The sequence below is a fragment of the Bradyrhizobium sp. SZCCHNR2028 genome (assembly GCF_032380995.1).
Lineage (GTDB): Bacteria > Pseudomonadota > Alphaproteobacteria > Rhizobiales > Xanthobacteraceae > Bradyrhizobium.
The window spans coordinates 329,254-342,872 of the sequence record NZ_JAUHJF010000003.1; the positions used below are offsets into that span (position 1 = coordinate 329,254).

Consider the following 13,619-nt stretch of genomic DNA (forward strand, 5'->3'; position numbering starts at 1 on the left):
TGAACTTCGGCAACGGAGCACCAGCATGCACAAGCCCGCCTCTGACGACATCACGTCGCTGCACGATCTCTCCGCCGTCGACCTGATCGCCGGCTATCGCGCGCGCCAGTTCTCGCCGTCCGAGGTGATGGACGACGTGCTGGCGCATGTCGCAGTGTGGGAGCCGCATATCAAGGCGCTGTATCTGCTCGATGTCGACGGGGCGCGGGCGGCAGCGAAGGCCTCGACCGAGCGTTGGGCCAAGGACGAGCCGGCAGGCGTCCTCGACGGCGTGCCGGCGACGGTGAAGGACAACATCGCCACCAAGGGCCAGCCGATGCCGCTCGGCGCAGCCAGCGTCACGCGCGCGCCGCTGGCGGCCGACGCGCCGCCGGTGGCGCGGCTGCGCGAGGCCGGTGCGATCATCTTCGCCAAGACCACGATGCCCGACTACGGCATGCTGTCGTCGGGCCTGTCGAGCTTCCATCCGCTGACGCGCAATCCGTGGGACCTGCGGATGAACCCCGGCGGCTCCAGCGCCGGCGCGGGTGCCGCGGCCGCAGCCGGCTATGGCCCGCTGCATGTCGGCACCGACATCGGCGGCTCGATCCGGCTGCCGGCGTCGTGGTGCGGTCTCGTCGGCCTCAAGCCGAGCTTCGGCCGCGTGCCGATCGATCCGCCCTATGTCGGCCGCGTCGCCGGGCCGATGACGCGCATCGTCGACGACGCTGCGCTGATGATGAGCGTGCTGTCGAAGCCGGACAGGCGCGACGGCACCAGCCTGCCGCCCTCGGACCTGCACTGGAAGGTCGCGGAGAAGCCGGTGCGCAAGCTGCGCATCGGCCTGATGCTCGATCTCGGCGACGTCGGCCAGGCGCTCGAGGAGCCGGTGCGTACGACGACGCTGGCGGCAGCCGAAGCGTTCGAGGGCGCCGGCGCCGTGATCAGCGAGGTCAAGGGCTTCCTGACGCGCGAGATGCTCGATGGTCTCGACAATTTCTGGCGTGCGCGGCTGTGGGACGATCTGGCGCGGCTGGCGCCCGAGGTGCGTGCGAAGACCCTGCCCTACATCCTGCAATGGGCCGAGCGCGGCGCCGCACTATCGGGCGTCGAGGTCATCAGGGGCTTCAACGTCACGATGACCTTGCGCGCCGCCGCAGCAAGACTCTTCTGCGACTACGACTACATCATCTCTCCGACCTCGCCCGGCGTGAAATTCCCCGCCGAGTTCGCCTCGCCGCTCAACGACCCCGAGAGGCCGTTCGAGCACATCACCTACACCGTGCCGTGGAACATGTCGGAGAACCCGGCGATCTCAGTCAATGCCGGCTATGACGCCGACGGCTTCCCGATCGGCCTGCAGATCATCGGCCGCCGCTTCGACGATGTCGGCGTGCTCGGGATGGCGAAGACGTTCGAAGGATTGCGCAGCGAGCAGCGGCCATGGCCGGTGGCGCCCTGACGGATTCGTAGGGTGGGCAAAGGCGCGTACACGGCGCTATCCACGCTCACCGCTGCTGACGGGCGCCGTGCCCACCGCCGGACCATCGGTGAAAATGGTGGGCACGTCGCCGCGCGCGATGCGCGCCGCGCCTTTGCCCACCCTACGGAATACCATACGCACTTGCCGCATGGCCTGATGCTTGCGCATCGGTCCGGAATGACGTTTCTAACAACGAGAACAATAACACATCAGGAAACACCCATGGCGTATCAGACCATTCTCTACGACGTCGCCGACAAGATCCTCACCATCACGCTGAACCGGCCGGAGAAGCTCAACGCCTTCACCGGCACCATGATGGAAGAGCTGATCGACGCCTTCGATCGCGCCGACAAGGATGACGGCGTCAGGGCGATCATCGTCACCGGAGCGGGCCGCGCCTTCTGCGCCGGAGCCGACCTCTCCTCCGGCGCCGACACGTTCGATCGCGATGCCAAGCGCGGGCCGGTGAAGCGCCGCGCCGATGGCCGCGTCGACTATTCTGATCCGCAGGTGCGCGACGGCGGCGGCCAGGTGACGTTGCGCATCTTCAAGTCGCTGAAGCCGGTCATCGCCGCGGTGAACGGCCCGGCCGTCGGCATCGGTGTCACCATGCAGCTCGCGATGGACATCCGCATCGCCTCGGAGGGCGCGCGCTTCGGCTTCGTGTTCTCCCAGCGCGGCATCGTGCCGGAGGCGGCGTCGAGCTGGTTCCTGCCGCGCATCGTCGGCATCTCGCAGGCGCTGGAATGGTGCTACACCGGCCGCGTGTTTCCGGCGCAGGAAGCGCTCGCCGGCCGTCTCGTCAGCAAGGTGGTGCCGCCGGAGGAACTATTGCCCACCGCCCGCGCCCTGGCGCGCGAGATCGCCGACAAGACCGCGCCGGTGTCGATCGCGCTGATCCGCCAGATGATGTGGCGCATGATGGGCGCCGACGATCCGATGGAGGCGCACAAGGTCGACAGCCGCGGCATCTACGCGCGCGGCCGCTCCGACGACGTCAAGGAAGGCGTGGTGTCGTTCCTGGAGAAGCGCCCGGCGCAGTTCAAGAACACCGTCACCGCCGACATGCCGGACTATTTCCCGTGGTGGGACGAGCGGGAGTATAAATAGAACGCTGTCATCCCGGACAAGCGCGCGGCACGCGCGCGCCGATCCGGGATCCATAGCCACCGGATGCCGTTTGGCGAAGAACGACGTCCAGGGTGCCGCACGATGGATCACGCGGTATGGGTCCCGGCGCTGAGGCCGGGACGACAGCGAGTGGCGCCCCGCGTCACTCCATCATCAGCGCCATGATCATCGGCGCCACGCGCTCGGCCGCTTTCGCTCGATGAGAAGCCAATCCCATCGCGTGCGATCGCTCACGCCGCCTTGATGCCGCGAATGAAGCCATCGACATGGCGGCGCATGCTCTCGGACTGGCGCAGCAGCTCCGCCGACGCCCCGAGCACCTGGCTGGCGGTGACGCCGGACTCGTTTGCGGCGGCCGTGACCTGCTGGATGTTCTGCGAAATCTCGTCGGTCCCCTTGGCCGCGTGCTGGACGTTGCGCGCCATCTCGCGCGTGGCCGCGCCCTGCTCCTCGACGGCATTCGCGATCGACGACGCGATCTCGTTCAGCTCGCCGATGGTCGTGGTGATGCCGCGGATGGCCCGGACGGCCTCACTCGACACCTCCTGCATTCCGGAGATCTGCGCGCGGATCTCGCCCGTCGCCTTGGCGGTCTGCTCGGCGAGCAGCTTCACCTCGCCGGCGACGACGGCAAAGCCGCGGCCGGCTTCGCCCGCCCGCGCGGCCTCGATGGTCGCATTGAGCGCGAGAAGGTTGGTCTGGCCGGCAATGTCGCTGATCAGCCGCACGATGTCGCCGATCCGCTCGGCCATGCTGGAAAGGCCCTGCACGGTCTCGTTGGTCCGCTGCCCTTCCGCGGCCGCCTTCTGCGCCATGTCGGCCGACTGCGTCACCTGACCGCCGATTCCCGCGACTGAGCTCGACAGTTGGTCCGTCGCCGCGGCCATCGTCTGCATGTTGCTCGATGCGGCCTCGGTCGCCTGCGCGACGCTGCTCGCTTCACTACAGGTCCGGCTCGCCGTCCGGTTCATCACGGCGGCCGTCGATTCGAGCTGTGCCGAGGCTGAGATCACGCTGTCGATCACGGCCGCGATATCGCCGCTGAAACGGTCGGTCAGCTCGCCGACGCGCTTGGCTTTTTCGGCGCGCTGGCTCATCGCTTCCGCATCCCTGGCGGCGAGCTCGGCGCCATGAATCATGTTCTCCTTGAAGACCTGCACTGCCCTCGCCATCAGACCGACCTCGTCGCGCCGATCGACCGCGTCGATCGCGGTGCTCACATCGCCCTTCGCCAGCCGCGTCATCGTATCGGCAAGTGCGTTGATCGGCCCGGTGATGCTGCGCGCCAGCGCGACGACGATCGCGAGGCTCAGCGCCAAGGCGAGCAGCAGCAGCACGCCGACGGCGGCGAGACTGGCCGTGGCCGCGGCCTGCTTGCCGGCCATCAGCTCCGACAGCTCAACGGCCAGAGCGTCTTCGACCTGCTTCAGGAGATCGATCCGCAGCGTGGCCGCATCGAACCAGGCTTTGCTCGCGAGCCCTTTGAAATCACCACTGACGCCGCCCTGCTCCACCACCTTGCGCATGGCAACGACGCCGTCGATCGCCGGCCCGGTCATCGCCGCATCGAACGCCGCGCGCCCTCTCGCCGAGACGGCGGCGCGAAATGCCGCGAAATAACTGTCCTGTGCTGCAGCCAGCCCTATGGCACGCGCATAGGCGGCCTGCTCGAAGCGACCGGCGGCAAGTCCTCCCGCCACGACGGCGCGCTCCAGGCCGGCGCGCTCCTTGCCTTCCGTCAGGTTGCCATAGGCGATGATCGCCTTGGAGATGTCGTCATCATCGCTCAGCGTCGACATGCTGCTGATCAGACTGGTCAGCCGGGCGACAATCTCGGTGAGAGCGCTGACGGCCGCCGCCGGCGTTATGGCTTGCGCGTCGATGTCGCCGCGATGGCGATCGAGCTGCGCCAACGCCTGCTCGCTCGCCTGCGCCGCCTCGGCCAGCGCGCCGCTCCGGCGCAGCCCGTCCAGCGCGGCGACCGCATGCGCGCGCTCGCCGTCGGTCAGCCTGCGCTGCTGATCCAGCTCGGCGCGCATCTGCGTGCCCTTGCTGCTGAGAAACGCCGACGACATGCCGCGCTCACGCTGCAGCTCATGAACGAAACGGCTGAGCTTGCCGACGGCTTCCGCCACCGGCTGCATGCGCGTCATCTCGACGCGCACCGCCCATTTCGTGGAGATCTCGTAGGCCGCCAACGCAGCCAATGTGAGGATGGGCAGCAATGCAGACAGGGCAATGCGGTGAAGTATCTTCGACGTCTTCAACATGATCGGCCTCAACCTGTCCGATCATTCTATGAATCCAGTGGTAAAAAAATACATAGACCCATCCGCCACATTTTTGGGCAGGCGCCTGCAAACTAATCCATCACCAACGCCACCCGGCCGATCGCCTTGCGCTCGATCAACAGCCGCATCGCCACTGCGTAATCCTCGAACGGCACACGGTGCGACACGTTCGGCCGCAGTCTGCCCTGCTCGGCGAAGGCCAGCAGCGCCGCCATGCGTCGCTCTCCGAGTTCAGGGTCCCTGCGCACGGCCTCGCCGGCGCGCACACCGAGCACGCTGGCGCCCTTCATCAGGATCAAATTGGTGCGTGCGAGCCCGATGCCGCCGGTGAAGCCGATCACGAGCAGCCGCGCGCCCCAGGCGATGCAGCGGACGCTGTGCTCGAACACCTCGCCGCCCACCGGGTCGAACACGACGTCGACGCCCCGCCCATCCGTGATGCGCTTGACGGCGTCGCGGAACGGCTCGCGCGCATACAGCACGAGATGATCGGCGCCACGCGCGCGTGCCACCGCGAGTTTCTCCTCCGAGGACGCTGCTGCAATGACCGTCGCGCCGAGCAGCTTGCCGATCTCGACGGCGGCGAGGCCGACGCCGCCACCGGCGCCGTGCACCAGCAGAGTCTCGCCGGGCTTGAGCTGGCCGCGATCGACCAGCGCGTGATGGGCGGTGCCGTGGCCGGCGAGATAGGTCGCGCCTTCCGCGTAGTCGAAGGTCGACGGCAGCGGCATGAGCTGGCTCCCCGCCACCACCGCCTCCTCGGCGTAAGCACCGAAGCGCATGCGGACGATGACCTTGTCGCCGACGGCATGGCCGGTCACGGCGGCGCCGATCGCGATGACATGGCCGGCCGCCTCCACGCCGGGCGTGAACGGCAGCTCCGGCTTGAGCTGATACTCACCCGCCGCCATGAGGATGTCCGGGAAATTGATGCCGGCGGCGCGGATCCTCACCCGCACCTCGCCGTCAGCCAACACACGAGACGGCAGGCTTTCCAGCCTCAGCTTCTCCGGCGGGCCGAGCTCGCGGCAAACGATCGCCCGCGGCATCAGCTGGCGCGCCCCTTCGCCCTTGCCAGCGCTTCGCGGATCAGCGGCAGCCGGTCGTTGCCGAAATACATGTCGGTGGCATTGACGAAGATGGTCGGCGAGCCGAAGCCGCCGCGCTTGACGACCTCCTCGGTGTTGATGCGCAGCTGGTCCTTGATGCCCTGCTGCGGGATCCCATCGAAGAACGCCTTCGGGTCGATGCCGACACGCCGGCACACCTCCGTCAGCACCGCATCCTGCGAGATGTCCTGGTCCTCCCCCCAATAGATCTCGAACACGGTCCGCGCGAACGGCACCATGTCCTGCCCCAGCCAGATGCAGCCGCGCATCGCCTTGACGCTGTTCACCGGAAACACCGTCGGCGGCATCTTGATCCTGAGCCCGGCCGAGCGCGCCCAGTCGCCGAGGTCCTTCAGCATGTAGGCCGCTTTGGCCGGCACCGGCTTCTCGCGTTGCGCATAGACGCTGGGATTGACGGTGTTGAAGATACCGCCGACCAGGATCGGCCGCCAGACGATGTCGACGCCGAACTCGCGCGCGAGCGGCTGGATATTGTGGAAGGCGAGATAGGTCCAGGGGCTGGAGCAGTCGAAGAAGAATTCGATCATGTGTGTTTCCTCAAGGTCTTGATGCGTTCGTCATCGAGAGCGCCACGGAGTCATTGAGACCATTAGTGTCGCCCCTGGATTGCTTCGCTGCGCTCGCAATGACGGCGGAGGCAGTTGGCGCACATCACTCTCTCCGTCATTGCGAGAAGCGTAGCGACGAAGCAATCCAGGGGCTGCAACATACGGTCTGGATGGCTTATCCCCGCTTATCCCCATGCTCCTCGCGATGCCGCGGAGCTCGCTCACGATCTCCCCATCATCTCCTTCGCGCGCGCGCCGAACATCACATGACGCGACTGCTCGTTGAACGGCTCCTTGACGAACTTGCCGATCGCAAGCCCCGCCTGCAGCTTCGGCCGGGCGCGCAACGCCGCGTACCAGCGCTTGATGTGGGGAGTGTCGTCGAGCGAAAACCCCTGCGCCTTGTGCGTCATCATCCACGGAAAGCAGGCGATGTCGGCGATGGTGTAGTCGTCGCCGGCGACGTAGGCGCCGGTCTTGCCGAGCTGCACCTCGAGCACGTGGAACAACCGTGCGACCTCGTCGCGGTAGCGCTGGATCGCATAGGGAATCTTTTCGGCGGCATAGAGCGCAAAATGGCCGTGCTGGCCCATCATCGGCCCGAGCCCCGCCATCTGCCACATCACCCATTGGATCACGCGCGAGCGCGCCCGCGTCTCCTGCGGCAGGAAACGGCCGGTCTTGTCGGCGAGATAGATCAGGATGGCGCCGGTCTCGAACACCGGGAACGGCGCGCCGCCATCGGCCGGCGCATGATCGACGATCGCCGGAATCCGGTTGTTGGGGCTGATCGCCAGGAACTCCGGCTTGAACTGGTCGCCGGCCCGGATGTCGACGGGAATGACGTTATAGGGCAGCCCGAGTTCCTCGAGCATGATCGAGATCTTCCAGCCGTTCGGCGTCGGCGCGTAATGGAGATCGATCATGCTTTCCCCGATTCCTTCCCCGGACCATTATGCCGCGCCGCGGAACACGCGAGGCGGCTTCGTTCTTCTGTACCTGAAGGGTAAGCCATGGCAGACAGGCGCTCAAGCCTGACCGCCCCCCTATGCTGGAGAGTTCGACCATGCTGTTTCCATCGACCATCGCAGGCTCGCTGCCGAAGCCGGAATGGCTGGCCGAGCCGAACGTGCTGTGGGCCCCGTGGAAGTCGAAGGGCGATGAGCTTGCGCGCGCCAAGCGCGACGCGACCATTCTCGCGCTGAAGCTGCAGGAGGATTCCGGCATCGACATCCTCACCGAGGGCGAGCAGTCGCGGCAGCATTTCGTGCACGGCTTCCTCGAGCGGGTCGAGGGCATCGACTTCGCGCACAAGGTCGAGATGGGCATCCGCAAGGACCGCTACAAGGCGATGGTGCCGCAGGTGGTGGCGCCGCTGTCGCTGAAGGGCCGCGTCCATGGTGACGAGGCGCGGATCGCGCGCACGCACACCACGCGCGCCGTGAAGTTCACCCTGCCGGGGCCGATGACGATCATCGACACCATCGCCGACAACTACTATGGCGACCGCGTCAAGATGGCGTTCGCCTTCGCGGAGCTGCTGAACCAGGAGGCCAAGGCGCTGCACGACGACGGCATCGACATGATCCAGTTCGACGAGCCCGCCTTCAACGTCTACATGGACGAGGTGCGCGATTGGGGCATCAAGGCGCTGGAGCGCGCCGCCGAGGGGCTGACCTGCCCGACGGCCGTGCACATCTGCTACGGCTACGGCATCAAGGCCAACACCGACTGGAAGGAGACGCTCGGCGGCGAGTGGCGGCAGTATGAGGAGACGTTCCCGGTCATTGACGCCAGCACCATCCAGCAGGTCGCGGTCGAATGCCGCAACTCGAAGGTGCCGATCGAGCTGCTCGGCCTGCTCAAGAACAAGATCGTGCAGGCCGGCGTCATCGACGTCGCCAGCGACGCGATCGAGACCGCCGAGGACGTCTGCAAGACCATCGAGGACGTCATGAAGGTGGTGCCGAAGGAGAACATCATCGCCACGACCAATTGCGGCATGGCGCCGATGCGGCGCGAGATCGCGGAGGCCAAGCTGATGGCGCTCGGCACCGGCGCAAAGCTGGCACGGCAGCGGTTCGCGTAGTTCGTAGCCCGCCTGAGCGCAGCGACATGCGGGTTCAACGCAGCACCGCACGAGACCTCGGATATCGCTTCGCTCATCCGGGCTACGAGGCTTGTGCGCTCGGATGCAGCACGGGCCGAAAGCCGGCCTCCAACGTGCGCAATGTGGACGGCGGCGTCAGCAGCCGCGGCGCCGTGAGATCGTCGCGCGCAGCACCGTAGCCGGTAAAGCACCAGGGCAGCGCCCTGCCCTGCACGACCAAGAAGCATTCTTCGTCGACCTGAACCATCGCGCCGTCGGGCAGCTCGCTCCACGGCATCGGCAGTGGGTGCAACCGCTTCCTGCCGCGCTCCAGCCGCTCGCGGTGCAGGACCTTGTCGATCTCCGCAGCCCGAACCCCGCTGACGCCATTGCCCTCTTCCCACGCGCCGCGAAACCGGTTGGCGTCGTCGCGACGGCAGTAGAAGCAGGGGCGATGGCCGGCGGCGAAGGCCGTGGCCTCGTCGAGGAAGAACAGCTCGGTCCAGCTGCGCCGTGCCATCACCTCCCGGCGGCGGCCGCGGAAGTTGCACAGGCAGACCAGCCAGGCGGAGCTCGACCAGCGCTTCCGCAGCAGCGTCTTCGTCGCGGGATCATGGATGATGCCGCGATTGCCGGTGAACAGGCCGCGATGCGGCGTGGCGACGATGTCGCCTGTAGGCGTCACGCGGTTCTGCAGAGGCATCCGTCTCCTCCGCCTTCGGCTCCGGAGCAGGCGAATAGCGAGTGGCGAATAGCGAGTGGCGAATAGCGAATAGGGCAACCACCAGCCCCTATTCCCTATTCGCTACTCCCTATCCGCCATTCGCGCCCTCCTCACGCCGCCCCGTCGCGCAGCGGCGGCGCGAAGGACAGCGCGGTGTCCCAGGGGAAGAATATCCAGGTGTCCTGCGACACCTCGGTGATGAAGGTGTCGACCAGCGGCCGGCCCTTCGGCTTGGCGTAGACGGTGGCGAAATGCGCGTCGGGGAGAATCTCGCGGACCATGCGTCCGGTCTTGCCGGTGTCGACGAGGTCATCGACGATCAGGAGCCCTTTGCCGGTGCCGCCACCGAGTTGCGCGGTGTCGTTTGAAATCCCCTTGAGGACCTGAAGCTCGCCCTGCTTGGTGTGGTCATAGCTCGCGATGCAGATCGTATCGATGACCCGCACGCCTAGCTCGCGCGCCACGATCGCCGCCGGCACCAGTCCGCCGCGGGTGATGGCCACCACGGCATGAAACGGCCCGATCTCGTTCAGCCGCCAGGTCAGCGCTCGGCAATCGCGATGAAACTGGTCCCAGGACACCGGGAAGGCCCGGCCCGCGCGCTCCTCTGCACTCAAAGTCTTGTCTGGCATCTCATCTCGTCCGTGAGTTCTCGAAAGCTGCCCCTGCTTTAGCGCGTCACGTTGAGCCCGGCGAGCATCTCCTTCACCGCAGCCATCGCGGCCGACAGCTTGTCCTGGTCGCGCGAGCGCACCACCAGATGCGTATTCGGCTTCTGGTCCTCGTCGATGAAGGGATAGCTGCCGATGATGGTGTCCGGGTGCGCCTTGGCGATCTCGCGCAAGGGACCGCCGATGTCGCCCTCGCGCGCATTGGCGCGCACCGTCTCGGACAGCATCCGCACGCCCGATTTCAGCTTCGGCGCCACGATGTCCATCATCGCCTGCATGATCGAGGGCACGCCGGCCATGACGATGACGTTGCCGAGCTTGAAGCCCGGCGCCAGGATGGTCGCGCTCTGGATCAGCTCGGCGCCATCGGGGATGCGCGCCATGCGCAGCCGCGCTTCGTTGAGCTCCTGCTCGCTCCAGCGCTCTCGGAAGCGCGCCACCACCTCGGGATGGTGGTCGATGCCGACGCCGAACGCCTTCGCGATCGCATCCGCGGTGATATCGTCATGGGTCGGACCGATGCCGCCGGTGGTGAACACATAGGTGTAGCGATGCCGCAGCGCGTCGAGCGCCGCGATGATGTCCGGCTCGTCGTCCGAGACCACCCGGACTTCCTTGAGGTCGATGCCGAGATTGGTGAGGTATTCGGCGATGAAGCCGATGTTCTTGTCCTTGGTCCGGCCGGACAGGATCTCGTCGCCGATGACCAGCAACCCCGCGGTGACGATCTCGCTCATGGTTTCTCCTCGCATCTGCCGTCTCTTTTGGCCCGCCACGGCGCCAATGTCATCCGGAACGTCGCAGTCTATGCCGCGGATTTGAGCACGACGCAGCCGGTTTTTCGGGCATGGCTTCAGCACCCCCCACGAAATGCCGCAGGAGAATGCATATCGCGCTGGCCCGGCCCTTGCTACCGTCATGCAGAGTCATGCAGTGTATGGCGAGGCTGGGACACACGGGCATCTATGGCAGTTGCGTTCGACGAAATGAACGAGCCGGGCGGCGAGGTCCGTCAGGCTTATCAGGAGCTGTCGCGGTGGCTGAAGGAAACGCCGCCGGAGGCGCTGGAGTATCGCCGCCACGAGGCGGAACTGCTGTTCCGGCGAATCGGCATCACCTTCGCGGTCTATGGCGAGGCGGAGGCGCAGGAGCGGCTGATCCCGTTCGACGTGATCCCGCGCATCCTGTCCGGCAAGGAATGGAGCTTGCTGGAAAAGGGGCTGAAGCAGCGCGTCAAGGCGCTGAACATGTTCCTGCGCGACATCTATCACGGCCGCGACATCCTGCGCGCCAACGTCGTGCCGGATGACCTGATCTTCCAGAACCCGGTCTTCCGCCCCGAGATGAACGGCCAGGACGTCCCCCATGACGTCTATGTCCACATTGCCGGCATCGACATCGTCCGCGTCGACGCCAACGACTTCATCGTGCTCGAGGACAACGCGCGCACGCCGTCCGGCGTGTCCTACATGCTGGAAAACCGCGAGATCATGATGCGGCTGTTTCCAGACCTGTTCGCGCGCCACCGCGTCGCGCCGGTCGAGCGATATCCGGACGAGTTGCTGTCGGCGCTGCGCTCGGTCGCGCCGCTCAGCGCCTCGGCCGAGCCGACGGTGGCGCTGATGACGCCCGGCATCTACAACTCCGCTTATTACGAGCACTCCTTTCTCGCCGACAAGCTCGGCATCGAGCTGGTCGAGGGCCGCGACCTCATCGTCAAGAACGATGAGGTGTTCATGCGCACCACCGAGGGGCTGAAGCGGGTCGACGTGATCTACCGCCGCGTCGACGACGACTTCCTCGACCCCCTCACCTTCCGCCCCGACTCGGCGCTCGGCGTGCCCGGCCTGATGTCGGCCTACGTCGCCGGCAACGTCACGCTCGCCAACGCGGTCGGCACCGGCATCGCCGACGACAAGGCGATCTACTCCTACATGCCAGACGTCGTGAAGTTCTATCTCGGCGAGGAGCCGATCCTGAAGAACGTGCAGACCTGGCGCTGCCGCGAGCCGCAGGATCTGTCCTACGTGCTCGACCATCTCGGCGAACTCGTGGTCAAGGAGGTGCACGGCTCGGGTGGCTACGGCATGCTGATCGGCCCGGCCGCCACCAAGGCGACCATCGAGGCGTTCCGCGACAAGCTCAAGCGCGAGCCGGAGGGCTTCATCGCCCAGCCGACCTTGGCGCTGTCGACCTGCCCGACCTGCGTCACGTCAGGGCTGGCGCCGCGCCATGTCGACCTGCGCCCGTTCGTGCTCACCGGACGCGACCACACCACCATCGTGCCGGGCGGCCTCACCCGCGTGGCACTGAAGGAAGGCTCGCTGGTGGTCAATTCCAGCCAGGGCGGCGGCACCAAGGACACATGGGTGCTGGATGAGTAAGCCTCGCCTCACAAACCTTCGATCCATACTTGCCTTTCCCGCCACCGAGGCGGGATCACTCCGCAGCTTGTAGATTGCCCATGCTGTCGCGCACCGCCGAAAACCTGTACTGGCTGGCTCGCTACGTCGAGCGCGCCGAGTATCTCGCCCGCACCATCGACGCCACCTTGCGCGTCACCGCCCTTCCCGCGGCCTATATCGGCAAGACCAACGAGTGGGAGTCGGCGCTGATGACCGCCGGCGTCAATGTCAGCTTCTACGAGCACTACTCCGAGGCCAACGAGCAGAACGTCGTCGAATATCTCTCGTTCAATCCGTCGAACCCGTCCTCGATCAAGAACTGCATCGAGGCCGCCCGTCTCAATGCCCGCTCGGTGCGCACGGCGCTGACCTCGGAGATGTGGGACACGCTCAACGGTTCCTGGATCGAGCTGCAGGAAGTCTGGAGCAAGGGGACCAAGACCCGCGAGGATCTCGCGCGCTTCCTGCGCTTCGTGCAGGAGACCTCGCTGCGCTTCGACGGCTCGGCCTACCGGACGATGTTGCGCAACGACGCCTACTGGTTCTCGCGGCTCGGCCTGCATCTGGAGCGCGCTGACAACACCGCGCGTATTCTCGACGTCAAATATCACGTGCTGCTGCCCGAGGACGAGCATGTCGGCGGCCCGCTGGACTATTATCAATGGACCTCGATCCTGCGTTCGGTGTCGGCGCTCACGGCCTATCACTGGGTCTATCGCGAGACGCTGAAGCCCTGGCTGATCGCGGACCTCCTGATCCTCAACGACACGCTGCCGCGCTCGCTGGCGAGCTGCTACGGCAACCTCGTCCGCAATCTCGACCAGATCGGCGTCGCCTATGGCCGTCAGGGGGCGGCGCAGCGCCATGCCCGTGGCGTCCGCAACCGGCTCGACCACTCCAACATGGACGACATCTTCCAGCGCGGCGTGCACGAGTTCATCCAGGAGTTCATCGCCGACAATTCGCGACTTGGAGAGATCATCACCAAGCAGTATCTGATCTGAGCGCCCGGAGCGCAGCGGAAACAGCGATGGGCGGCCGTCGGACTGTGTCTGCGAGACCACGTCCGGCGCCGGGCGCCCTCCCCTTCGCCCGAGGGGTCCTCCTTCCCCCTTTCAGGGAGAGGTGAAACGAGCTACCGCGGACAGCACATCTGACGAAGACT

The 13,619-nt window shown here is 66.3% G+C and carries 12 protein-coding genes; 5 read left to right on the forward strand and 7 right to left on the reverse strand.

What is annotated here, in order from left to right:
- Positions 1-25 precede the first annotated feature (25 nt).
- Both QX121_RS07470 and QX121_RS07475 read left to right on the forward strand, forming a co-directional pair.
- The gene (locus QX121_RS07470) at positions 26-1,441 is read left to right on the forward strand and encodes an amidase (protein WP_315811551.1); all 1,416 of its coding nucleotides are present in this window, start codon (positions 26-28) and stop codon (positions 1,439-1,441) included.
- A gap of 243 nt (positions 1,442-1,684) precedes the next feature.
- Entirely contained in the window at positions 1,685-2,575 is an 891-nt protein-coding gene (locus QX121_RS07475; protein ID WP_315811552.1) for a crotonase/enoyl-CoA hydratase family protein, read from the forward strand.
- 251 nt (positions 2,576-2,826) lie between these two features.
- On the opposite strand, the gene QX121_RS07480 is transcribed toward QX121_RS07475, so the two are convergent.
- From QX121_RS07480 to QX121_RS07495, 4 genes are all read right to left on the reverse strand, one after another.
- Positions 2,827-4,866 carry a methyl-accepting chemotaxis protein gene (locus QX121_RS07480; protein ID WP_315811553.1) on the reverse strand — a complete coding sequence of 680 codons (2,040 nt, stop codon included), beginning with the start codon at positions 4,864-4,866 and terminating at the stop codon, positions 2,827-2,829.
- A gap of 92 nt (positions 4,867-4,958) precedes the next feature.
- Positions 4,959-5,936, reverse strand: coding sequence for an NADPH:quinone oxidoreductase family protein (locus QX121_RS07485; RefSeq protein WP_315811554.1), 978 nt, complete (start codon positions 5,934-5,936; stop codon positions 4,959-4,961).
- On the reverse strand, positions 5,936-6,544 hold the full coding sequence (locus QX121_RS07490) for a 2-hydroxychromene-2-carboxylate isomerase (protein ID WP_315811555.1): 609 nt from the start codon (positions 6,542-6,544) through the stop codon (positions 5,936-5,938). The genes QX121_RS07485 and QX121_RS07490 overlap by 1 nt, the downstream gene beginning before the upstream one ends.
- Positions 6,545-6,786: 242 nt before the next feature.
- Positions 6,787-7,491 carry a glutathione binding-like protein gene (locus tag QX121_RS07495; RefSeq protein WP_315811556.1) on the reverse strand — a complete coding sequence of 235 codons (705 nt, stop codon included), beginning with the start codon at positions 7,489-7,491 and terminating at the stop codon, positions 6,787-6,789.
- A gap of 140 nt (positions 7,492-7,631) precedes the next feature.
- Between QX121_RS07495 and QX121_RS07500 the strand changes: the two genes are divergently transcribed.
- Positions 7,632-8,654: a methionine synthase gene (locus QX121_RS07500; RefSeq protein WP_315737459.1), complete on the forward strand. Its 1,023-nt coding sequence runs from the start codon at positions 7,632-7,634 to the stop codon at positions 8,652-8,654.
- 82 nt (positions 8,655-8,736) lie between these two features.
- On the opposite strand, the gene QX121_RS07505 is transcribed toward QX121_RS07500, so the two are convergent.
- The 3 genes from QX121_RS07505 to QX121_RS07515 form a co-directional block, all read right to left on the reverse strand.
- Positions 8,737-9,357, reverse strand: a complete 621-nt coding sequence (locus QX121_RS07505; RefSeq protein ID WP_315811557.1) for a hypothetical protein — start codon at positions 9,355-9,357, stop codon at positions 8,737-8,739.
- 131 nt (positions 9,358-9,488) lie between these two features.
- Positions 9,489-10,010 (reverse strand): xanthine phosphoribosyltransferase, encoded by a 522-nt coding sequence (gene gpt / locus QX121_RS07510; protein WP_315771080.1) that lies wholly within the window; start codon positions 10,008-10,010, stop codon positions 9,489-9,491.
- Between the two features lie 38 nt (positions 10,011-10,048).
- Positions 10,049-10,786 (reverse strand): competence/damage-inducible protein A, encoded by a 738-nt coding sequence (locus QX121_RS07515; RefSeq protein WP_315759531.1) that lies wholly within the window; start codon positions 10,784-10,786, stop codon positions 10,049-10,051.
- A gap of 228 nt (positions 10,787-11,014) precedes the next feature.
- On the opposite strand from QX121_RS07515, the gene QX121_RS07520 reads away from it, so the two are divergent.
- Entirely contained in the window at positions 11,015-12,433 is a 1,419-nt protein-coding gene (locus QX121_RS07520; protein ID WP_315811558.1) for a circularly permuted type 2 ATP-grasp protein, read from the forward strand.
- A gap of 80 nt (positions 12,434-12,513) precedes the next feature.
- Positions 12,514-13,458: an alpha-E domain-containing protein gene (locus QX121_RS07525; RefSeq protein WP_315737453.1), complete on the forward strand. Its 945-nt coding sequence runs from the start codon at positions 12,514-12,516 to the stop codon at positions 13,456-13,458.
- Positions 13,459-13,619: the final 161 nt, after the last annotated feature.